This is a genomic window from Candidatus Zixiibacteriota bacterium (assembly GCA_034439475.1).
Lineage (GTDB): Bacteria > Zixibacteria > MSB-5A5 > GN15 > FEB-12 > JAWXAN01.
Window position 1 is genome coordinate 1 of sequence record JAWXAN010000077.1, and the last position, 22,441, is coordinate 22,441.

General features: G+C 48.8%; 26 protein-coding genes, 1 tRNA gene and 1 pseudogene. All 28 read right to left on the bottom strand.

The window, feature by feature from the left end:
* Positions 1 to 164: 164 nt before the first annotated feature.
* Positions 165 to 253, bottom strand: a tRNA-Ser gene (locus tag SGI97_10925).
* 298 nt (positions 254 to 551) lie between these two features.
* The gene (locus SGI97_10930; GenBank protein ID MDZ4724396.1) at positions 552 to 1,970 is read right to left on the bottom strand and encodes a FapA family protein; all 1,419 of its coding nucleotides are present in this window, start codon (positions 1,968 to 1,970) and stop codon (positions 552 to 554) included.
* Positions 1,971 to 1,973: 3 nt separating this feature from the next.
* Positions 1,974 to 2,387, bottom strand: a complete 414-nt coding sequence (locus SGI97_10935; protein ID MDZ4724397.1) for a response regulator — start codon at positions 2,385 to 2,387, stop codon at positions 1,974 to 1,976.
* A gap of 65 nt (positions 2,388 to 2,452) precedes the next feature.
* A complete protein-coding gene (locus tag SGI97_10940; protein MDZ4724398.1) occupies positions 2,453 to 3,016 on the bottom strand; it encodes a response regulator in 564 nt (187 codons plus the stop codon).
* Between the two features lie 18 nt (positions 3,017 to 3,034).
* Positions 3,035 to 3,418 carry a hypothetical protein gene (locus SGI97_10945; GenBank protein ID MDZ4724399.1) on the bottom strand — a complete coding sequence of 128 codons (384 nt, stop codon included), beginning with the start codon at positions 3,416 to 3,418 and terminating at the stop codon, positions 3,035 to 3,037.
* Between the two features lie 22 nt (positions 3,419 to 3,440).
* Entirely contained in the window at positions 3,441 to 4,040 is a 600-nt protein-coding gene (locus SGI97_10950) for a hypothetical protein (protein ID MDZ4724400.1), read from the bottom strand.
* On the bottom strand, positions 4,030 to 4,584 hold the full coding sequence (locus SGI97_10955) for a PilZ domain-containing protein (protein MDZ4724401.1): 555 nt from the start codon (positions 4,582 to 4,584) through the stop codon (positions 4,030 to 4,032). Before SGI97_10955 ends, SGI97_10950 begins: the two co-directional genes overlap by 11 nt.
* A gap of 12 nt (positions 4,585 to 4,596) precedes the next feature.
* Entirely contained in the window at positions 4,597 to 5,364 is a 768-nt protein-coding gene (locus tag SGI97_10960) for a hypothetical protein (protein MDZ4724402.1), read from the bottom strand.
* The gene (locus SGI97_10965) at positions 5,365 to 6,111 is read right to left on the bottom strand and encodes a flagellar brake protein (protein ID MDZ4724403.1); all 747 of its coding nucleotides are present in this window, start codon (positions 6,109 to 6,111) and stop codon (positions 5,365 to 5,367) included. It lies immediately after the preceding gene.
* A gap of 12 nt (positions 6,112 to 6,123) precedes the next feature.
* The gene (locus SGI97_10970; GenBank protein MDZ4724404.1) at positions 6,124 to 7,311 is read right to left on the bottom strand and encodes a DUF2225 domain-containing protein; all 1,188 of its coding nucleotides are present in this window, start codon (positions 7,309 to 7,311) and stop codon (positions 6,124 to 6,126) included.
* A 12-nt stretch (positions 7,312 to 7,323) separates the two neighbouring features.
* Complete coding sequence (locus SGI97_10975; GenBank protein MDZ4724405.1) at positions 7,324 to 7,731, bottom strand: hypothetical protein; 408 nt, start codon at positions 7,729 to 7,731, stop codon at positions 7,324 to 7,326.
* 37 nt (positions 7,732 to 7,768) lie between these two features.
* Positions 7,769 to 8,074, bottom strand: coding sequence for a hypothetical protein (locus SGI97_10980; GenBank protein ID MDZ4724406.1), 306 nt, complete (start codon positions 8,072 to 8,074; stop codon positions 7,769 to 7,771).
* A gap of 35 nt (positions 8,075 to 8,109) precedes the next feature.
* Positions 8,110 to 8,979 carry a FliA/WhiG family RNA polymerase sigma factor gene (locus tag SGI97_10985; GenBank protein ID MDZ4724407.1) on the bottom strand — a complete coding sequence of 290 codons (870 nt, stop codon included), beginning with the start codon at positions 8,977 to 8,979 and terminating at the stop codon, positions 8,110 to 8,112.
* 6 nt (positions 8,980 to 8,985) lie between these two features.
* Positions 8,986 to 9,852 carry an AAA family ATPase gene (locus SGI97_10990; GenBank protein ID MDZ4724408.1) on the bottom strand — a complete coding sequence of 289 codons (867 nt, stop codon included), beginning with the start codon at positions 9,850 to 9,852 and terminating at the stop codon, positions 8,986 to 8,988.
* Positions 9,845 to 10,957 (bottom strand): GTPase, encoded by a 1,113-nt coding sequence (locus SGI97_10995; GenBank protein MDZ4724409.1) that lies wholly within the window; start codon positions 10,955 to 10,957, stop codon positions 9,845 to 9,847. Before SGI97_10995 ends, SGI97_10990 begins: the two co-directional genes overlap by 8 nt.
* Positions 10,947 to 13,034, bottom strand: coding sequence for a flagellar biosynthesis protein FlhA (gene flhA, locus SGI97_11000; GenBank protein MDZ4724410.1), 2,088 nt, complete (start codon positions 13,032 to 13,034; stop codon positions 10,947 to 10,949). The genes SGI97_10995 and flhA overlap by 11 nt, the downstream gene beginning before the upstream one ends.
* The gene (gene flhB, locus SGI97_11005; protein MDZ4724411.1) at positions 13,031 to 14,107 is read right to left on the bottom strand and encodes a flagellar biosynthesis protein FlhB; all 1,077 of its coding nucleotides are present in this window, start codon (positions 14,105 to 14,107) and stop codon (positions 13,031 to 13,033) included. The genes flhA and flhB overlap by 4 nt, the downstream gene beginning before the upstream one ends.
* A gap of 8 nt (positions 14,108 to 14,115) precedes the next feature.
* Positions 14,116 to 14,904, bottom strand: a complete 789-nt coding sequence (fliR, locus tag SGI97_11010) for a flagellar biosynthetic protein FliR (GenBank protein ID MDZ4724412.1) — start codon at positions 14,902 to 14,904, stop codon at positions 14,116 to 14,118.
* A gap of 282 nt (positions 14,905 to 15,186) precedes the next feature.
* Entirely contained in the window at positions 15,187 to 15,456 is a 270-nt protein-coding gene (fliQ, locus tag SGI97_11015; GenBank protein ID MDZ4724413.1) for a flagellar biosynthesis protein FliQ, read from the bottom strand.
* A 12-nt stretch (positions 15,457 to 15,468) separates the two neighbouring features.
* Positions 15,469 to 16,221, bottom strand: a complete 753-nt coding sequence (gene fliP, locus SGI97_11020) for a flagellar type III secretion system pore protein FliP (protein ID MDZ4724414.1) — start codon at positions 16,219 to 16,221, stop codon at positions 15,469 to 15,471.
* Between the two features lie 74 nt (positions 16,222 to 16,295).
* Positions 16,296 to 16,877, bottom strand: coding sequence for a flagellar biosynthetic protein FliO (fliO, locus tag SGI97_11025; GenBank protein MDZ4724415.1), 582 nt, complete (start codon positions 16,875 to 16,877; stop codon positions 16,296 to 16,298).
* Positions 16,870 to 17,130, bottom strand: a pseudogene (gene fliN, locus SGI97_11030) (flagellar motor switch protein FliN). Before fliN ends, fliO begins: the two are co-directional and overlap by 8 nt.
* 262 nt (positions 17,131 to 17,392) lie before the next feature.
* A complete protein-coding gene (gene fliM, locus SGI97_11035) occupies positions 17,393 to 18,397 on the bottom strand; it encodes a flagellar motor switch protein FliM (protein ID MDZ4724416.1) in 1,005 nt (334 codons plus the stop codon).
* Positions 18,398 to 18,415: 18 nt separating this feature from the next.
* The gene (locus SGI97_11040; GenBank protein ID MDZ4724417.1) at positions 18,416 to 18,982 is read right to left on the bottom strand and encodes a flagellar basal body-associated FliL family protein; all 567 of its coding nucleotides are present in this window, start codon (positions 18,980 to 18,982) and stop codon (positions 18,416 to 18,418) included.
* Between the two features lie 3 nt (positions 18,983 to 18,985).
* The gene (locus tag SGI97_11045; GenBank protein MDZ4724418.1) at positions 18,986 to 19,210 is read right to left on the bottom strand and encodes a flagellar FlbD family protein; all 225 of its coding nucleotides are present in this window, start codon (positions 19,208 to 19,210) and stop codon (positions 18,986 to 18,988) included.
* Positions 19,211 to 19,213: 3 nt separating this feature from the next.
* Entirely contained in the window at positions 19,214 to 21,205 is a 1,992-nt protein-coding gene (locus SGI97_11050; GenBank protein ID MDZ4724419.1) for a flagellar hook-basal body complex protein, read from the bottom strand.
* A 103-nt stretch (positions 21,206 to 21,308) separates the two neighbouring features.
* Positions 21,309 to 21,710: a TIGR02530 family flagellar biosynthesis protein gene (locus tag SGI97_11055; protein MDZ4724420.1), complete on the bottom strand. Its 402-nt coding sequence runs from the start codon at positions 21,708 to 21,710 to the stop codon at positions 21,309 to 21,311.
* Between the two features lie 34 nt (positions 21,711 to 21,744).
* A complete protein-coding gene (locus SGI97_11060) occupies positions 21,745 to 22,440 on the bottom strand; it encodes a flagellar hook capping FlgD N-terminal domain-containing protein (protein ID MDZ4724421.1) in 696 nt (231 codons plus the stop codon).
* Position 22,441: the final 1 nt, after the last annotated feature.

Sequence of the window (22,441 nt, forward strand, 5' to 3'; positions counted from 1 at the left end):
ATCCCAGACTTGAAGATAATGATAAATGACAATCTCGGTAGATCATTCGGGGAGTAAATAACAGATGTCAGTCCGCCGCGGCGGACTGACCTACTAACTACCTGTTTCGTCATATATAGTTCTTCGTCGTGGAAGATATCATCTTAATGGACATCAAAAAAAAGCGGAGAGACAGGGATTCGAACCCTGGATACAGTTTAACCCGTATAACGGTTTAGCAAACCGCCGCCTTCAGCCTCTCGGCCATCTCTCCGAACACAAAAACAGACACGAGTTTTTTTGGAAAAGGAATATAGAAGAGAGGCTGGCCAATTTCAAGCGGTTTTTGTGTGGCCAGAAAGAAGACGACAATAGTATGGTGCTGGCCGATTTGGCCCGTACGATGATTTACCCTGGACCCCAGCTTTTTCAGTGCAGTCAGAGTGTCAGGCGAGGGCGCCCGACACCACGGATTTCAATGGAGTTGGTGCACGAGGACGTACACCAACCACGAAAGAACTGAGATTGCCGCGCCGCGTCGGACCGCACGAAGAGAAAATTGAAATCGCGGGCTATGAGGGTCGGTTGCTTTTAAGCTCGGAGATGAGGACTTGGTAGCCTTCAAGTGATAGCATGCATTTTTTGATATCTTTGAAGATAATCCGGTAGACCAATCCAAATGTCGCCCGCACACCGGAATAGAGAATTTCCTCAGCCACTATTCTTGCATCGGTGAGCTTTTTTATCGCTTCTTCGACGCTTATTTTTTCGGCGGTCAACTGAGCAATAGTATCCGGCAGGGAATCCCTGAATGATTTGAGTTCGTTTAAAATCGCGCGTTTGTCATCGGGCAGTTTGCCGTTTAATTCCAGTTTGTATAAATTCACTAAGGCATTTTTTATGCGCTCGCCGTCGTCGGTGAGCCGGGTGATTTCTTTGTTAATGAAATGATAGCGGGTCATTAAATCGGAATCATAGCCGACGGTGAGCAGGGTCGATGTCCCGACTGCCGAGCCGAGAATAGGGGCGCGGATTTCTTTATCGGCACGGATATCACCGCCGACAATTTTTCCTTTTTTCCCTTTTACCAGCACCCGTCCTTTGGCGACAACATGGCAGTTAATTATTTCGCTTGTAACTATAAGATCGTTTCCGGCAGAAATACGCTGGCCTTCGGCAAATTTTATGGCAATATCGCCGCCTGCCTGCATGTGCCCTTCTCCTTTGCCAAAGAAACCGCCTTTGATAAAGATACTCCCTCCGACAATGAGCGTGGCATCTTCGACATTGCCGCCGATCTCGATGTTGCCGTCGACTTTCAGAGAAAATCCGGCTTTGACATCGCCCGCGACTTTCACCGATCCCCGGCAGTCGATATTGCCGACTGTGTGATCGATGTCTCCTTTGATAATAAAAATATCATTCACGGATACTTTCCCGGCCTGGTACAGTATCACCCCACCTGTCGCGGCCAAAAGCTGGAGGCCGTTATCGGAGACTTTCGTGTTGGCGCCAGCCGAAAAGGGGATGTCTTTTCCGGACGGACCAAGAATCTCTTTGCCATGTACGGTGCGACCGGCTGTTCCAGGTTCCGGGAGGGTCTTGCTGACAAGCAGGTTTCCCTCGGCGGTGTTTTGAATGAATGAAATGTCTTTGTAATCGATATGACCATCGCTCTCTTCCTTCGGAGAAAAGGAGTGCGAGGTCTGAAAATGAAATGTAAACTGAGCGTGTTCGCCGCGAAGTGGCTGGATGCCGATAGCGACACGAACTGGCGAGCCGAAAACTTCTTCTTTGATAACTCGCGCGATCTCGGCGTGGTCAAGACCAGAGACGACGTCAGCGGCATTCAGCTCGTTAACTATTTCATCAAAGGTATATGGGGGTTCTTCGCTTTTGAGCTTTTTGAGAAGAATTGTGGCGGACATGAAGTCTTTCGCCACGATTATTTTAATGCGCTGGCTGACGGCTGTGGAGGATGCCGTAGTCATAGGTTAGGTCTCGACGACTTTAGGCTTGGATGCCGGAATACCGGAGAGAATTCGCCAGTAGGCCCGTTCAACGACGAGCGAGATTTCATGGCTTTTGAACGGTTTGGTAATATACTCATCGGCGCCGAGCAAAAGAGCGTCCTTGACAATGTACGTATCGCCTGACGCGGTCATCATAATCATATTGATATGCGGAAATTCGACCTTAATGACTTTGAGCAGTTCAAATCCGCTCATCCGCGGCATTTTAACATCGCAAATAATGAGGTCGATCTTGTTTGCCCGAACGCGAGCGAGCGCCTCGTTACCGTTTTCGGCGACGGTAACAGCGTAGCCATCTCGGGTCAATATCTTCAGGAGAAGATTGCGCATCATTTCTTCGTCATCGACAACAAGGATATGTATCTTACTTTTCATAGTCAGCCCCTATGATTTTCCATTTTGGGTTTTGTCCGATATGGGTCATGCAAAGAGCGCCCGGCCTACGGCCGAGTTCGCCTTGTCGTATCATCGCCACGAGAAAGAGTCGAGGCAACTTCGGTGAAGAATTTTTCAATTGTGACCGGTTTGTAGAGGACTTTGCATGCCCCGAGCACACCGGCTTGGTGAATGAGCCGTTCTGTGGAGTTGCCGGAAATAAGCATCACCGGCACTTGCGGAGTCCGTCGCTTGATTTCATCAAGAGCTTCAAGTCCGGAGACATCGGGCATGATCAGGTCAAGCGTTATCAGGTCGTATTTTTTGGTTGCGGCCTTTTCGATGGCTTCGGCGCCGCATGAAGCAAGGTCAATATCAAAGACATCGGTGAGTTCACAGAAATCCTTGAAGACTTCGCGTACCCAGACTTCGTCGTCGACTATCAATATTTTGAATGCCCGTCCGCGCTGGTCGGCCATTGCAGTGAGCGTGTCAATTACTTTTTTTGTGTTCATCTTTTCAACCGCTTGTTTTGTTCCAATGACTTTTGTTGAGTTTTCCGATGTATTGCACGGATTACTCTGGAATCCTCTATTTAGTATATCGACATTCGGCGTTGTTTTCTGCACTTGGACGATGATTTTTGCTCAATATCTTCGTTCGTCTTTCTCATTGCCGACATCGCGCAATTCGGCCATAATTTCGGAACAGAGGGTGAGAATTGAGCGGAGTTTGATTTCGACCTGGTCGCTGACAATTTTTCCGGTTGGCGGATCATAGACCATCGTCGATGGGTTCCGCGCGGCATTGAGAATATTGGCGACTTCCTGCACGACCCGAACCGTGCCGTTTATTAGGCGGACAAATTCAGGTTCAAGCTTATTCACCCGATCGCTCGGAGATGCCTCTTTTGCTTTGGCAAGGTAGAGTGCGAGGTTAAGCGCGAGGCTTTTTATCTGATCGCTCAGGCGGTCGACTTCGGAGACCAGCTGTAGCTCGCCAGCGCGGTGCTCATCATGAGGTTGGGTCATATAATCAAAGCCTTCTCTTTCATCACCGTTTCTTGATAAACTGTTTGGTTCGTTTCATCAGCGTCTGCGCCAGTTCCGATTCAAGTTTGTCGAAGAAGCGAAGTTTCTCTGGCGATGACAGATGAATATCCGGGTCATTCTTGTTTCCATCAATTGCGGCCTGCAAAATTCTTGGTCCTTTAAGTTCCTGGTGGAACGGTTCAGCCAGAAGCTGTCTGCCGCGTTGAAGGTCAATGAGCTTGATGAATCCGCAGACAACACCGATTGTCTCATACTTATGGAAAATAAGCGGGACATTGAATGTTTTGCGCTGTTCAAGGTGCTGCTCTTCAACTGATACAATCAAGAGATAGCGGCCGCCTATTTCTCTTCCCCAGTTCATGAGACTGTCAAAGTTAGTCTCGTCTTTGGGAAAGGGGACTTCGATTGTTTTGTTAGCGCCGTGAACCACCCGCACTTCCTGATCCCGGGTAATTTCCCGCTCGAGCCGGTCGTAGAGCTTTTGGCTCCCCCAAATTGATTCATTCTGCTCAACACAGAGAATGATATTGGTTTCGGCGCTTGCTGTCGAGATGGCAAGAAACAGAAAAAGCAGAAGTGATCTCAACGCCTTAACGACCACTTTTCTTCCGCTTTCTGGCCAGTATTTCACTTTTTTCGGTAATGATATATTTCTTTAATAGCTCTTTAACGCCATCATTGAAATTGACAAGCGATTTTGGCAGGATATCCATTTGCGCCTGCGATAAAATGTCACTGAGTTGTGAACGAGAAATAAACTGGATGCCTGCGAGGCAAACGCCGTCTTCGAGATCGGCTCGTTTGACAACACCAAGGACATTCTGGAGAGATTCGACTTCCTGTAGTGTGAAAGTCATCGAAACTATATCACCGGTTGATACGGACTGATCGAGTTCGGTCAGAACGCCACCGACAGAGATGTTGAGGATTGAGCCATTGACGACATGCCAATCACCGTTTGGCCGGAAATTGCCGAATTCGTCCTTGAGCTTTATGAGAGACATCGGTGAGGAGATATCCAGTCGGATAAATCTCCGCGTGTTCTCTTGCTCGAGACGGAATGGTTTGCGGACAGCGGTTGTAATCTGCTTGTCTTGATCGGCACTTACTTCGTGCACGAATTTCGTTTTTGCGTTGGTTTTCATTGTTTTGCGCTCCTATTCTGCGTCTTTGAGTTTATCTAAATCTTTCTTCTGCAAATTGCGGTTGATGATATCCCTCAGCTGGGCGGTATATTCCAAAACTGCGGCAGGGAAGGTTCTCAGCCTGTCAGCGGGGAACTGTTTTTCCACAAGATCGCGAGTGAGAAATTCTATTCCGGCTTGGTACCGGCCATGCTCAATATGATAGCAATGGCGAACGTGGGCCAGCACGAGGGATGGGAAGGTTTCGTTCTCAACTTCAAAGTTTACCAGCAGGTTTACCGTCTTCTCCAGAAATGATGGAATGCTGATGAGAAGACCGCCGCTTGAAAAGTTTATGCTCTCGGTTTCCATCCATCGGAGATGGGATAGCCCCTTCTGGCTGTATGAAATCTTGGGGATTGCGGCAAGCTTGACGCTTGTAACCAATGGGATCCGCTGGAAACGCCGCTGAGTGAGCGGAGTAATACGGTCATCAAGAACCAAGTAGCATCGCCCGCCGCCGCTTCGTTTCAAATGAGCGCGGATTGAGACCAGTTGTTCTTTGTATGTGAATTTGACAACAACCGTCTGGTTGTTGACCAAGCTATCGATAAGACCTTGGTTACCGCTGCTGTCGATGAGCAGCATCCGCTGTTGAGTTGAGAGAACTTTGGTTACGAGTTCTTTTCCGGGAAATTGTTCTGAATACATGATAAGAAAGTGTCCAACGAGCCGCGAGACATCGAGGCGGGCGGCATCGAAGCCTATCAGAGGAGGGTTTGTGATTTCAATACGGGACATCTACAAAAGACCCTTCTGTCTCAGCTTCACCTGTTGCTGAAAGACATAATTGACAAGCTTGTTTTGGATGACATGGTCGAATCGGCGGCATGAGCTTGGCAATTGATCCAGCGTGTCGTTGTTTAAGAAACTTGAAAGTTCCTCGGCTATTATGAATTCAACGCCAAGGACGAGTTGTTTCTGCTGCGATGCGCATCGGCGCGCCAAAGCTACTATACACTCTGGCATACCAAGTTCTTTGAAGAGTACCGATTGAAAGAGCAAGAGAACGTTCGGTTCAGTGTTCTCATTGACAGTCAGCAGGGCTCCGCCGCCGCTGATATCGAGGAGTTCGGCTTGCTCCCATTTTAATGATTGCTCAATATTTGATCTTCCAATTAACTGACTGAGAAAGGCATACGTCGCCGGGCTCCTTAATTCAAGACGGACAAAGAGCCTCTGCTGTACGCGCCGCAGAGCCGTGAGTGATGTCAGCGCAACTCGAGACTTGTTGTTTTGCTCGATTCGACCGATTACCGATTGAAATTCATAGGCGGCATCCTCGCGTATTATCTGTACAGAGACAAGAAGATTGTTGCGGAGCAGGGTATCACCGCCAATCATCGTGGGATTAGTGATAAAGACACCTTCAGCGCAAAAATCCTCCACGCGGGAATGGTAGATTCCCACTGTCTCTTCTTCGCCAACGATAATTGTTATCTTTTCCCAGATTTTAAGATTCTGAGCCTGTTCTTGTGGAATAGTCACCTATAGTTTCCTTTAGACCGGTTTGGACGCAGTTAAGTTGGAGCGCCCCTGCTCAATTGCCAGCTCAAGAATTTTGCGCGCCAATGCCGTTCGGGATTGATCGTTGCGGTGCTGGTAGATGAATTCCTGACCTGATTTAATTGTGCTCGTAAAATATTGCTTGGCTTCGTCGTAGTTTCCGATTCGTCGCGACAGTTCAGCGATAAGGTACGATGCCTGGATTTGTTGATTTCCAGGGGCAATATCTTTTCCTTCAGCAAAGGCCCGTTTGTAATGGTGTACGGCGAACTCAAGAGCCTCGCGTTCGTCAGTGACGGCATTTTCCCATACGTCCTTTACCAGGGTTAGAAATTCACCAAAAGAACTGTGACTTCCGAATGTCATCCCACGGCCAGATCCGCTTGTGCCAAGTAAATTCTGTTTGTACTCTTCTATTGTCTTATGGAGTTGTTCAATTGAATTATTTCCATTGACGGCAATGTGCTGAAAGCTTTCGCACTCGCTTTGGAAGCGGTCACGGAAGCCGAGGATCTTCGATTTCAATTCCACCGGCAGTTGGTTGATATTAAACTGATTGTCCACAATTTTTGTGAATGAACGAATCTCGGCGTTTGTCCGTTCTATTGATTGTTTAAGCGAAGTATATTTTGAATTGATTTCTCCAATCAGAGCGCGGAGCATGACGACATGCGGATTTTCGCCCCTATTCATATCGCGCATGATCCAGCCTATCCTGAGATAGAAGCGGCCGATATCGAGCTGGCTCGGAAATTCGTAGAGCATTTCGTCGAAGATGGCTATGAGAAGTTTCAGTGCCGCAGACTCGTTAGGATACCGCACCGGATCGATTTGACTGCCGATCCGCTTAATAATCGAATTTTCGTTCGATAGCAGTTCGAGATGTTTTTCTTTGACTGATTTGAGCTTGTATGTTCTGAAATTGCCGTCATTCTTCCAATCTTTGAATTCATTGGTAAACTCACGAGTGTAGTAGCAGTTGGCACAGGTCGCGGTAAAGTATGTAAGGGGGTGAAACGCCTGGTAACGCGGGTTACGCCATTTGATATTAAGCGGGGCAAAATCGCTGTCGCGTCCTTCTTCGACATACGCGCCTACTCGGACAAGCTCAAATTCATTGACGGTTTTGCAGATTGGACACTCTACTTTGAATAAAAGAAAGGGATTGTCGTTGCTCATCATATTCTCCGCTGTTTATCGCTGTGGAACCTGACTCATCAGAGCCAATTCGCCATCGCTAATGGGTAGTACCTGCTTGATGCGCTCATGCGGAGTTCCGGCATTGAGCATATCACGGGCAAGTCCGATTGTATCAAGTCTATTTCGCCTGTTCGTCTGGGATGAAATATTAATTCGGCCAGTCTCGGATGATTGTGAGGGTGCAGGCTGTGTGCTGAAATCAATGAATTGGATTCTGTTTTTTTCAGCGGGCACTGCGGGGCGACCTTCAGTCTTTGGTGCTGGGGCGGTCTCTGGCTCAACTGCCCCAAGGAGTGGTTTATATCTGTGTCTGCCAAAGAGCAGGAGCAACAGCCCGCCGAAAGACAATGAACCGATGAGATTCAGTCCGATATCGATAATTTGATTGTATGAAACTTCCATGTTGTTTCTTCTCCATACCGACCTTCCCGGTCAGCTGCTATGCCTGTACATCTATATGGCCGCTTGTGTTGTTCTCTGTCTGTTCGCGAACTTCACCATCGTCCTGTTCAGTAGAATGCCTTGGCTCCTCGGGAAAAGGCTGTTCACTCTGTTCTTCGACTGATGATAGCTCGATCATATCGCCCTCTTTTTTTCGTTTTCTCTTTTTTTCGTATTCAAGCTCTTCTTGAAGAGTGGGCAAGAATTTTCGCTTCTTGTCTTTTTCGGCGCGATGAGTGTGGTAGACTGTACCCGGCGCAAGGTAGTCTGGAATCTTTTTCGCTGGGTCAATAGGGCCATCCATACACATCACCATGTTTTCACACCTTCACTGCGCTCTTATGCAGTAAGGGAAAACTTGTCCTTTACCATTGATCTGAGTTTGGTCACTGCACGGGTATGTATCTGGGAAACCCGCGATTCAGAAATAGACATGACTTCGCCGATTTCTTTGAGTGTGAGTTCTTCAAAATAATAAAGAGCGATAACCAACTTTTCTTGTTCGGTGAGTTTATCTATTGCAAGCACCAGAAATGATCGGAGTTCGTTTCGTTCAAGTTCACCCAGAATGGTTTTTCCGGTCCGATCCGTGACAGTCTCAATTCGGGGAACCTGGCGGCTGTCGTCTTCGGGATAAATGATTTCGTCGAGCGAAACCATATTGGTGCTTGAGACATCATCAAGTGAAATATGCAATTCCGCTTCAGAGACTTTTAAATAGGCCGCCAGTTCGCGGATTTCCGGAGGACGACCGAACTTGTTCTCGAGATACGTTGTCGCGCGATCTATTTCTCGTGATTTTGCGCGAGTGGAACGAGGCACCCAATCCAGCGCACGGAGTTCATCGAGTATCGCTCCTCTGATACGGGGCACGGCATATGTCTCGAACTTGACCCCGCGGTCGGGATCGAAATTACGGAAGGCTTCGATAAGTCCGATTACGCCAGTGTTGACCAGATCGGTCAACTCGACTGATCGGGGGAATCCCATAGCCATACGGGCCGCGACATTGCGAACCAGCGGAACATATTTGTTAAGCAAATCCTGCCGCTGTTCTTCGGTCTGATGCTTTTTGTAGCGAGTCCATTCGCGGACGCTGACATCCCATTTTTTAGCGTTCGGAGCAGGCAGTCCCTTATTGACCATTTCCGTAACAGGAGCCACTGTCTTGCGACCGGCTTTTTTTGACTTTGCTGTTGTTGTTGCCATAATACGTTATTCCTTTATTTCGGCTGTTGCCGAGCTTTTATTTATTCGTTCTGATTCGGGCCATTGAGAAATGGCCGCTTTTCCGCAGATGGCGCTGAGCCGCGCTGCTATATGAGTCAGCTCTGAAAGAATGAGATTTGAGCCTTCTATTTGGGAAATTGTCTTTTGGGCGCCAATCCCCTTTTTGACAGACAAATCATCCGAAAGGTAGCCGAGGTAACCGACACTTTTGCCGAGAAAGCGCTCGGTGAGCGCGTCAAAACGCTCACGTATGTGCTCGGCTTCGTCGGCCGAAACAACCCTGTTGATGAGCATCCATGAATTAAGTTTGGGCTTAGATTCTGTAAGAAATTTGAACAATCCATAGGCGTCGGCGATCGAAGTCAGTTCCGGAATGAGCACAAGGATATTGAGATCTGAGCCATGAGCCATCAGGGTAGCTGTGTCGGAGACACCTGAGCCATGATCGACAATAACGAAGTCATAGAGGCTTTCAGAGTCCTTGCGAAGAATATTTAGCAGTCGCACAACATCGTGTGATGTGATTTCCTCGCGAGGTGTTGTAGGACTGGATCCAAGGAGAGCGAGGCTTTCTGAAAGTGGCCACACACAGAACTGTAAATCTGCTGAACCAAGCATAACGTTCTGCACTCCTGAGCTGAGCGAACAATTGGCCAGAATGTGAAGATTGCCACAGAAGAAATTGGCGTCTACAAGCAACACCCGTGACCCCGACGACGCCAACCTCTCGGCCAGATTTAGACTGACTACTGATTTGCCCACACCACCTTTTCCGGATAGGACAGAAATAATGGAGGCCGGTGAAGTGGTTGAAGGAGTCAAATATTCCGGTCGGAGGCGAGAATTATACATGAGCGACCTCATGAGCAATAATTGTTGAGGTCATCATATCGATTGTCGGGCGAACCAGCTCACCGCGTCCGCTTGGACTATTCGAGATGTATAGCAATTTTTGTCGGCTTATAAGCGAAGCCCCCAGCCAGTTACCCCATCGCGAGGTCTGATCGGTCATTGTCATAACCAGATGGGTAACATTGAGCGCTTTGGTTTGGGTCAGAATATCCATCAGGTCGGCTGTTCGCGTAGTAGCAGAGAACACTAACAAACAGACACTTGGGCGATATAGCTCTATCTGCTTTCTTAGCGCTGAGATGCTTTCTGCATTCTTTCCAAAACCAGGCGTATCGATGAATGTGACTGAACTGTCTGATGGTTTAAATGTCGATCCAGAAGAGAGAACTCTTGCGCGGAGTAGATCGGCATAGGCATGAATCTCTTCCTGTGCGGCAATTTTGGCGGTATCAATTGACAAAAAGCTCACCGCAAGTTTGTCGCGACTTATGAGTTCGGCCGCAAGTTTTCCAATGACAGAGGTCTTGCCTGAACCCGATGGGCCAACCACCATTACTGTGTCACCCAAGCGCAAGGTTATATCTTTTGAGAGGAAGTTTTCGATTGTTTTGCGGAGCGCGTTATTCAATGCTTCGTCAGAGGAAACCGAATTGTCAGCCGTTTGAGCAATTAACGAAGCGATGACTTCACGGGGGACATCAGCATCACGCATCTGCTGAATAATATTCGGTTCTACGTTCCAAGGAGTTGAAGCTGGCGACGGTGTCGGAGCAACAACGGAGAGGATAGAATCCAATTTGGCATTGACATCACTCATCCACCGCTTGGCATCAGTAAATCCTTTTGATGGACTGCTTTCTGGGGCAATCATGGCTGTCGATTCTTTGGAGGTCTTGACAACGATCTCCTGCAGGCGGGGGACTAATGTCTGTGTCGCCTTGGCTGCTGTCATTTTATCAACACATGCCGTAAGTTCGACTTGCTGAATGCCGCGCGTGTCGGCAAGCTGTTTGGTTTTTAAAACCATCGCTTCTCCGCCCATATCGGCGCGTGCTAATTTTAGGGCGGCCGAGGCGGACTCGGCGGTATACGTTTTAATTATCATGGTGTAACCTTACTAATCCGGTGGATATGACATCGATATGGGGAAGTATTTCGTTGTAAGAGATGACCGCAAGAGTCGGATGCGACACTTCAAGCGCGCGCCGCAATGCAAGTCGTATATTTGGCGAACAGATACAGACAGGCGTAAATCCTCTTGTCTGCATAAGAGAAACTTGTTCGCCGGTTCGCTTGATTATTGTCTCGGTTAAGGCAGGATCGAGAATCATCATCAGCCCTTGTTTGGTATTCTGGACGCCATCAGCCATCTGCTGTTCGAGGGCCGGGTCAATAGTAAAGACATGAATTGCGCCTTGCTCATTCCGATGCAGTTCGGTTATTTGTCGTTTGAGAGCCATGCGGACATACTCAGCAAGGACATCACTCTCCTTGGTCATCCCGATATAGTCAGCAATCGTTTCCACAATTGTCGCCAAGTCACGGACAGGTATTCTCTCGGCGAGAAGAGTCTGCAGGACTTTATGAAGTGTTCCGAGCGAAATAAGTTCCGGTATAACGGAATCGACCAGCGCAGGTGAGTCTTCTTTGAGCGTATCTACAAGATGACGAACATCCTGACGGGTAAGAATTTCCGGCGAGGCGGTACGGATAATTTCGGTCAGGTGAGTAGCAAGCACCGCGCTTGGAGAGACAACGGTGTAGCCGCGCGCTTCGGCAACTTCGCGGAGAATAGGAATAATCCAGGTTGCCGAAAGTCCGAAGGCTGGCTCTTTCGTGTCAAATCCATCAAGCTTCTCCTGGACATAACCCGGATTAATTGCCATGAGGTGATCAGGCATCAGTTCGCCGCTTGCGACCTTTATCCCTTTAATCTTCAGATGATATTGGTTTGGCTGAAGGCGGACATTGTCGCGAATTCGTATTGGCGGCACAACTATGCCGAGTTCACCTGCGAGTTGTTTGCGGATAGAACCAATGCGCTCAAGCAGATCGCCGCCTTGACTAACATCAACCATCGGGATCATGCCATAGCCGATCTCAAGTCCGATTGTGTCTACTTTGAGAAGGTCTTCGGTGCGCTCTTTGACTTCGACCGGGGACGTAGCTTTTTTGCGGGCATCATCGACGGCGCTCTTCTCACGATTTTTGGCGGCTTCGCGGGTTACCCAGCCAATACCGCCCACGATCACGCCAAGAACCAAAAATGTGAAGGCCGGCATCCCGGGGACAATTCCGAAGAGAATCAGAACGACCGCCGAAACCAGAATAGCTCTGGGCTGGCGGGTCAGTTGGTAAGTTAAATCAGCGCCCATATTCGATGATGAGGCAGCTCTGGTCACAATAATACCCGAGGCAGTCGAGACTAAAAGGGCCGGAATTTGGGTGACGAGACCGTCGCCAATGGAAAGTAAACTGTATGTTTTGAGTGCGTCGACAAAAGACATGTCTCTCATGGCGACGCCGATGATAAAGCCGCCGATGACATTGATTATCGTGATAAGTATTCCGGCGACGGCATCGCCGCGGACGAATTTCGACGCGCCATCCATCGCGCCATAAAAGTCCGCTTCGCGGGAAATTTGCTCGCGACGGTGTTTGGCGTCCTGGTCGCTGATAATTCCTGCATTGAGATCGGCATCGATTGCCATCTGTTTGCCGGGCATGGCATCGAGAGTAAACCTGGCAGCAACCTCGGAGATTCTACCTGCGCCCTTTGTGATGACAATAAATTGAATGATGACAAGTATGATGAAGACAATAAAACCGACCACGTAGTTGCCCTGGACAACGAAGTTACCAAACGAGTTAATAACTTCTCCTGCGTATGCCTCACCTAGAATCATTCTGGTTGAAGCCACGTTCAACGCGAGCCGCATCAGGGTCAATATCAAAAGCATTCCAGGGAAGACCGACAAGTCGAGCGGCTTGGTTATGTAGAGGGTCGTCAGCAAAACCACGAGCGAGAACGTGATATTGAAGGCCAGCGCGAAATCGAGCAACGCCGCCGGAATCGGAATAATGAGAACCGTAATGATACCAATGACTGCAATCGCCAGAGCAATATCCGCCCGCGAGGATATCATCGTCAAAAAGCCGCGGGATGTGTTTGCTTGGTTCATGAAAGCACCGGTGATTTATCTTTGAGTTTATAGACATACGCCAGAACCTCAGCCACCGCGCGATAGAGAGTCTGCGGAACCATCTGGCCGATTTCGCATAATTTGTAGAGGGCGCGGGCCAGCTGTTTGTCTTCGATAATCGGAATATCATTTTCGAGCGCGATCTGTTTAATACGAAGCGCGATAAGACGCTCTCCTTTGGCAAGAACAAACGGCGCATTCATGCGGTCTGAGTCGTATTTGATAGCGACCGCAAAGTGGGTCGGGTTGGTGATGACGACATCGGCTTTTACCACATCCTGCATCATTCGCTTGCGCGACATCTCACGCTGTATCTGGCGGATGCGCGATTTCATCTGCGGCGAGCCTTCGGTCTCTTTGTATTCTTCTTTGACTTCCTGCTTGGACATGCGAATTGATTTTTCGAATTCGTACTTTTGATACATGTAGTCGAGCACGGCGAGAATGAAAATGGCCACGCCGATTTTTACTGATATAAGCAAAGTCAGCTTGCCCATGGTGACAGCCAGTTGTGACACAGACATATCGGGCAGGAGAAAGAAACTCTCGAATTCTCCTGAGATAACTTTGTAGCCGACAAATCCAATGATGATAAGCTTTATGGTGTCGCGAAGGATATGGACAAATGATTTGGTCGAGAACAGGCGCTTACAGCCAGCGATGATATTAAGTTTTTCTAATTTAGGCTGAAGCGCCTTCGGGCTGATATGAAAGCCGACCTGGGCGACATTTGAACCGACGCCAATTATTAACAATGCGGCGAATATCGGCCCGAGGACCAGGAGATACATGAATATATTCTCGCGGAACATTTCGGACACGCCGCTGGCTGAGACATCAAAGGAAGTTGCGTTGCCAAGAATATGGCGCATAACATCGGCCAGTTGACCGGCCATGAAAGGTCCGAGCAGAAAGAGCGCGGTGAAACCGAGCGCGATAATAAACGCCGAGTTGAGCTCAGCCGATTTTGTGACCTGGCCTTCCTCGCGCGCTTTATCACGCCTGCGAGGCGACGCGCTTTCTGTTCTCTCCTGGAAATTTTCTTCAGCCATAAAACCGCCTAAGCCTTTCCTAAAGCTGAAAGAAGAACCGCGAGTTCGCTATTGAGGTAGAGGCTTGTTTTCTCAAGCACATAACTGAAGACCGGCAGCGACAGTCCGAGGACCGCTATTCCGGCGCCGATTTTGACGGCAAAGCCGACGATGAAGACGTTCATGGTCGGCATCATTTTCGAGACTGTCGCAAGGGCGATATCGGTCAGAAAGAGTGTCACCAATGCCGGCGAGGCGAGTTTGAGCGCGATAACAAAAACATAGGCGGTATAGCTGATCATGAGTTCTCCTGCGCCGCTTCCCATTGAAGCCTGGCCTGCGGGCATAACTTGGTAACTGTCTACAAAGGCCTGTATGATCAAATGATGTCCGTTAATGCAGAGAAAAATGAGCACAGCCAAAATGAACCAGAACTGGCCGATAATTGACTGTTCGCTCTCTGTGCTCGGGTCGATGACGTTGGCGATCGAAAGTCCTATTTGATATCCGACTATCGAACCGCCGGCTTGTACGCCTAAAAACAGAAGCATGAAAAAGAATCCGATGAGCGCGCCGACAAGGATTTCACGGAATGCGAGTGCGGCGAGATCGACGGTTGAAAGAACTGACGGCAGTTCTGTTCCGCCCATAGTCGATACTAAGATGCCTGAAAGTAAAATTGCCAGTCCGACTTTGAGCGCCATCGGCAGAGTCTTGTCTCCGATGACCGGAGCAAAGAAAAACAGTCCTGAGATGCGGAGGATGATAAGAAGGAAAAGCTGAAGTTTTTCCGCACCGAAGTTTACAAAATCAAACAATTCTCAAATCCTTTAGCCTATAGTTCGCCTTAATCGTATCTTGGTGTATCTCAAACCATGTGCCAAGGTGAACCGCCAATTTTTGGGCGCCTAAGTCAATGATTTACAAGCACTTGTGTTTCAACTAAAGCCGCTCAGATGAGAATGGAAAATCGTTTGTGGAAAAACTTACCAGCGATGTAGGAAAATAGTTCAGAAAACCGAGAGGGTTCGGCCTATTCGCATTGTATCGGCAGAAGTTGAAGAAACCTTTAGCGAGAAATGAGTAGCGGCGCTTTTTTCTTAACCTACGAGAGTGGGAATAAGATCAAACATGTGCCGTGTGAAATCAGTGAGCGTTGAAATCATCCAAGGCAAAAACAATAAGAGCGACAGCGAGACGGCCAATATTTTAGGAACATAAGTCAGCGTCATTTCATTGATTTGCGTCACTGCTTGAAATATTGAGATAATCAGCCCGATAACCAGCGCGCATGCCAAAAGCGGAGCGGAGACCAGGAGTGTTACCATCAAGGCCTCGCGGCCGATACTTACTACCATTTGCGGAGTCATGTTAATAATCCTCTATACTTTGAATGATTCAACAAGCGATTTCACCAACAGATACCAGCCATCGACAAGCACAAACAAAAGAATCTTAAACGGCAGTGAGACGACAACCGGTGGCAACATCAGCATACCCATAGACATTAGTACTGATGAGACAACCATATCTATAACCAGGAATGGAATAAAAATAACAAAAGCAATTTGGAATCCCGTCCGGAGCTCGGAAATAACAAAAGCCGGAACCAAAACATGGAGGGGAATATCTTCGGCGCTGTTTGGCGCAGGAAGCTTTGCGATATTTACAAAAAGCGCCAAATCCTGCTCGCGTGTTTGCGCCAACATGAATTTTTCAAATGGGGAGACAGCTTTTTTGTATGCTTCTTCGCCGCTGATTTGTTTGTCGAGATATGGTTTAAGCCCTTCGTTGTAGGCTTTGTCGGCCACGGGACCCATAATAAAAAAGGTCAGAATGAGCGCAAGTCCCGCTAACAACTGGTTGGGCGGCATTTGCGGTGTGCCCATAGCATGACGCAAAAATGACAGGACAATAATAATTCTAATAAACGATGTCACCATTATCAAAATCGACGGCGCGAGCGCCAGCACAGTCAACAGCAGGACTATCTGCAACGTCGTAGACAACTCAGCAGGCGAGCCCGATTCGCCGACTTGGACAGTAACTTTGGGTAACGATTGAGCCGCAGCTGAGCAGACGCTCAAAAATATAGCGGCAACGCCGACTGAAAGAAATACACGTAGTCTTTTCATATCCTATCTGTTTTCTCGCCGCAACATCCTGTCGCGACATATACTCCCGCCTATCCTCTGGCAGGAATGTTTTATTAGCGAACTTCGGAGGAAGCGATTACCCGCTTGGCTCCAAGTTCGCGAATTTTAGTCGATGCCGATTTCAGCAATTGACTAAAGGGCTCGCTCTCGACGGTTTTCGACTCAAGAGTGAGAAGATCTTTTGTCTCTGTCTCGGACAGTTCGGTAAGGGCTGTCATGCCATGTTCGGTAACTCCTACCAGAACCGCACGCCCTCCCACCTGCACGAGTGACAATGACTGTTTTGACCCGAGATATTTTGTTTCAAGAATGCGAAGGCTCCCCATGCTCTTGTTGCCGGGCAATCGTTTGCCCAGAAATTTCTTGAGCAAAAAGACGGCGACGTAAATGCAGAGTATGACCGCAATCAAGGCCGCGAACATTCGAATCATCGAGCCGACCGCCAGTGAAGGCGTGTAGATTAGAGCTGACTTATCAACGCTATTGGATTGAGCGGCCAAAGTATCTGTCGGGATTGTCTGAAACTCGGTTTGTGCGGATAGATGGGAAGCACCAGCCATACACATGCCGACCACACAAATAGTCAGAAGAAGAAAACTCTTCAACATTTTATTATCGATCGCCAGCTTATTCATTTGCCAGCGCTTTCAAACGTTCTTCCGGCGTCATGAGCTGGGTAATGCGCAGTCCGAAGTTCTCATCGACCACGACGACTTCGCCGCGCGCCACAACTTTATGGTTGACCAACAAATCAACCGGCTCACCGGCGAGTTTATTCAACTCGACCACTGAACCCGGCCCGAGCGAGAGGATATCAGCAATGGGCATTTTGGTTCTACCAAGCTCTATCGAGACTGGAAGATCAACATCCATGAGCAGTTCGATATTGTGCTGCGTACCCGCTCCGGCTGGCTGTTGTAATTGCTGAAACTCCGCTTTCGAAACAGACGCCGAACCAAAGTTGATTTCTTCTGGACGCGCTTTGGCGTCGTCGGACGGAAGCCCTTCGAGCATTTTCAGCATTGCGGCTTCGGCTTCCTCTTCAGAAGGGTCACCATCATTTACTACCGCAAATTGCTTTTGATTGGCTACATGCGCTCCATCATCGGGGAGTTCTTCTCCATTCGATGGAAAGTTAACATCCTTGTCATCAGTCATTTCGCATCTCCTCGGCGATATTGTCAAATAATTCTATCACTTGAAAAGCCCGTTTGGTGCCGGATGTACCGGGGCGGGCAAGAAACTTCTGTCTCCGGTTCACGCACACGCTGATTGGCGACTCGATACATTGCTCTGAGGGAATAACATCCCCGATTTGTAGATGGAGGAAGTCCCGCATTTTGATTTTTGTTTCAAGAAGGACCGCGGAAACGGTACTCGTTACTTTTTTGACATTGTGAACATTTGTCTTCCGGTCGCCTTCCATAGTTTTCTTTTTGGTGGCGTCAATCCAGTTTTGCGCCGAGAGTTTCGTGACAATCGGTTCAAGCGAAACATACGGATAGCAGATGGTCAAAAGTCCGGTAGACTGAAACAGCTTTACTTGAAACGAAATTACAACAACCGTTTCACCGGGCGGGACTATTTGAATAAACTGCGGATTGGTCTCAAAGCTTTTCTGTTCAACATCGATTTTGACCAGATTTTCCCAAGATTTTGTCAGCTCTTTGTACAGCCGCTCCACAAGCCGCGCTATCACCGATCGTTCGATCCCGGTTAGTTCGCGCTCGGTCTCTAAAATTCTGCCGTGTCCGCCGAACATTCGGTCGATTACTGAAAATGTAAGGGTCGGGTTGAAATCCACGAGACATACGCCTTCGAGTGGTTTCGCTGAAAATGTGTATGTACAGGATGGGGAGACAAGCGACATAATAAACTCTGAATAGGTAATTTGGTCAACAGAGACCAAATCGATATCCACAATCGAACGCATTGAAGCCGAGAGCATCGAGCCAAAATGCCCGGCGAAATTGTCGTGCATATTCTCAAGGGTGCGTATCTGATCTTTTGATACACGGTTTGGGTGCTTAAAATCGTACGAGACGACTGAACGAAGTTTCTCATCGCGAAACTTCTCATCGGGCGCATCCTGATCGCCGGTTGAGACTGTTGTCAGCAGTGCGTCGATTTCTTCCTGTGATAGTATCTTGGCCACGTCTCGCTCTTCCTCTGGTTATTGCAAAACAAAATCTGTGTAATAGACCCCGGCGAGGTCTTCGGTTTTCAATAGTTGCATCAATCGGGTTTTGACCTGAAGTCGGGTAATTTCTTTTTCGCGTGAATCGGTCAACTGTGCGACGGTCTTGGACGAAAGAATTGTAATCAAGGCGTCCCTGACTATCGGCTCACGTGCTTCCAAAGTCGCGGCAAGTTCCGCGGTCTCAAGTTCAAAACCGAACGAAACAGAGAGGAATCGTGAGCCACCGGTTCCGGCAGGGTTCACAACAATATCTTTGATAGTATATACTGTCGATTCGGAAGCTTTCTTCTCGGCGTGTGCGTCATCTTTGTCGCTACTGTCATGTTCAGTTGACTCTTCAACTTTTGTTCCCTCGGTTCCTGCCTCTGTTTGTTCGGCTGATTTACCGCGAGAGAGCATGAAAGCCACCCCTACGCCGATAATCACACAGAGCAAACCAACACCGCCAAAGAGCATGATCTTCTTTGATCCCCCTTTTTTAGGTTCGGCTTTGGCGCTTTCGCTGGAAGCGACGGTTGTTTTATCATCTTCTAAGGGCATTGCCTAACTCCTCTGAACCGGACTGCCGGACTCGGGTGCGGTCACCCGAGCCGACGACAGCCGTCTAAAGCCTGCCACTCGTTCGATTATCTGATCAATCGATTCCTTGACCATGATCTTTTTGCCGGTTGTCAGCGATATCATCGTGTCAGGAATCGCTTCGACAAACTCAATCAGGTCGGCATTGATGACCAGTTCCGCATCGTTTATTCGAGTAACTTTAATCATCTATTATCTCTTCAGGTTCACCAGCTCATCGAGCATGGCATCTGAGGTCGTAATTATTCTTGCGTTGGCCTGGAATCCGCGCTGGGCGGTAATCATACTGGTAAATTCCTGGGCGATGTCGACCGAGGACGATTCAAGCGCGCCTGAGGTTATCGAACCGGAAATTGTCTGACCAGCGACACCAGAAACCGCGGCTCCTGAGTTTGGCGATATCTGGTACATGGAACGTCCTGATTTGCGCAGGCCGCCTTGGTTGGTAAAATCAGCCAGCATAATTTGGGCAAGTACCCGTGTCACGCCGTTGCTAAAAATACCGGCGATATTGCCGCCTTGGTCGATATCTATTTTTTCGAGAATTCCAAGTCCGTAACCGTCCTGCTGGATAAGCTGGGCGGTCTTCTGACCGGCGAAGCCGGTGAGACCGTCGAACTGTCCTATAGTACCGGCATCGATGGCGATAGACATCACATCGGAGCCGTTTCTTGGATCAATGGTCACGCCTGACGCACCGCCAACATAATCAAACGTATTGAGCGAACCATCCGGATTGAACTGAACATATCCGAGTTTACCTCCGGTGATATCCTCATTCCCGAGCATCGCGGCAGTCCACTCCCAACGGTTGGGTACAATGGATTTAAAGAATTCGAGAGTCATTGTGTGTTTACCGCCCTGAGCATCGTAGACGTTAATTGAAGTAGCATGCAAGGTCGGATCAGTCTTGATAACCAGCGGATTTCCGCCGGTGGTGGCAAGTCCAGAGGTGTTGGCATCGATTGAGACTCCGCCGTTTCCGAGCCCCGTAAGACCGGTTACCAATCCGGTCGAGGTATTGAAAGTCAATCCAAGCTGTGAAGTAATCGGACCTGCCGAAGCGCCAAAGCCGCGATCGGGAGTGAAAATATCAGTTGCCACAAATGTACTGGCTGCGCCTCCTGCTGAGGCAAAAGTAGCGCCATTCACACCAAACAACACTCCGACAACGTTTCCGCTGTTAGCCCCAGGTCCGGGGACTGTGGTCACAGCTCCTGCCGTTGAGGTAAAGTTATAATCGACAGGATTGCCTGCCGTCCGCCGTGTTATCTGCAACTGACCGCCGACAAGTTCAGCCTTAAGTTTGGGGATCAGATTAATAGCATTGATAACATCATTGACCGTCGAATTGGCATTAAGGCCGTTTATGATTTCAACGGGTGTGCCATCGACCGAGAACCCAAAGTTGGTGAAGTCAGTAACGCCGAGTACGCCAAGGGTCATGCTTGCGCCAAGTACACCGACAAGATTGCCTGAGCCATCATTACCTGTGTTGGCACCGGTGTATCTCGCGTTCTGGGCCTGGGCGCCAGTGATGGAAATTGTGTGCGTGCCACCCACTCCATCAAGGGCGGTTCCGCTGACGGTTACCACATTGGAGTTCCCGGCATTTTCAAGTGTCGTTCGGGCATCGGTGGCGGCGGCATCGACATTTTTAGCAAGGGTCACCATCTGGGTGGCGCGAGCTGGATCCTGCTGGCCAAACGGAAGAGTGATTCTGCCGATTGTGGCAAGCGAGGGGATGACACCGCTCGAATCGGCAAGTTTGCCCTGAACAAAAAGTCCGGTTGCCGGGTCTACAAGATTGGAATTGGCGTCGAAGCCAAATGCCCCGGCGCGTGAATAAAAGGTATTGCCGTTGTTATCGCCCAGAATGAAAAAGCCTGAGCCCTGGATGGCCATATCCGTTATCTGACCTGTGGTCTCAAGACCGCCCTGCAAAAACAAATTGTCGAGCGCGGCGACCTGCATGCCAAGTCCCAACTGGACCGGGTTGGTACCGCCGGTCGATGCGTTAGGCCGTCCCGCTCCGCGGAACGTCTGTACAAGGGCTTCCTGAAAATTTACACGCCCTGCCTTGTACCCGATGGTGTTGACATTGGCGATGTTGTTACCGATTACGTTCATGCGCACCTGGTGATTTTTCAATCCCGACACGCCTGCAAATAGTGATGCCATCATAGCGACCAAACCTCCTTCTGATTCTGTCGCAAGGCCTCTCCATTTGAAATGGAGTCCAACCCTGATTCTATTGTGTTGTTATGTGTTTTCATTTTAGTTTTCATTAAATAATAACGGCTGAGTCTATTGATGTGACAACGCCTTCTTTGAGGTTCTCCCGGTCGAAGGCAGTAATGACAGTCCTGCTTTTCACAGAGACCACAAGAGCAGCATCGTCGGTGAGGATCAATGTTTCACGCGAGCCTTTGGTTTCGGCTTTGTCGATCCCCTGCGATATTTGGAGCAGCTTTTCATCGGACAGCTCTATACCGCGTGAGTGAAGTCTCTGCGAGGCATGTTTGGAAAATGTTACACCGCGCGAGCCATTCAATTCGGTGGACAAAACGTCCTTGAAGCTTCCTTTATTCGACACCGGAGATTGCTGAGTCGGCGCTTTGCCGCGATTGGAAATCTCGAGCAAATTCACTGGCCGCTGGTAGGCGCTTATTTTCATTCCATTTGACATATTTTTTTTCCCCTTACAATCCTTGTCAGATTACTTATTCCCCAGGTACATTTGAGCCCGGCTCACCGACGGTTCTGATATCGCCAAGCGGGATTTCTGAGCCATTGACTCTGAGATAGGCGGCTCCATCGCGGTACGTAATCGTAGTGACAATTCCAACAAGCGACAGACTCGGTGTAATCGTTCCGCCGCCAACGCTTGTGGCTGTAGCTTCAATTGTATAAAAGCCTTCAGGTACTCGATTGCCGCGATCATCAGTAGCATCCCATTGTACTGTTCCGCTTCCGGCCGCGAGGTCTTTGCGGGTGAATGTCGAGACAACGTTTCCTTCGCCGTTTCGGATGGTAAATTGTATTTCGGAAGCTGCGGTGGGCAGGGTAAACGAAATGTTTGGCCGGCTTTCGCCATCAACTACAACTCCACTGTAATCGGCTTTGATTTCTTTACCGATCAGGCCCGAAGCCATGACATTATTGAGCGACTGCATCTGGAGAAAGTCCCATTTATTCGAAGTCTCAATTCCGGTCGAGATATTATTCATCTGTTCAAGTGAGGAAAACTGCGCCAATTGGGAAATGAAATTCTCATCTTCCATCGGCTTGAGCGGATCTTGGTGCTGAAGTTTGGTTACCAGTAACTGCAAAAAATCATCTTTGCCAAGCTGCTGCAGCGAGCCCGTCTGTTTCGGACGGCCTGCGGCGTCGGTTGGAATGGGTGAAATAAAACTCATA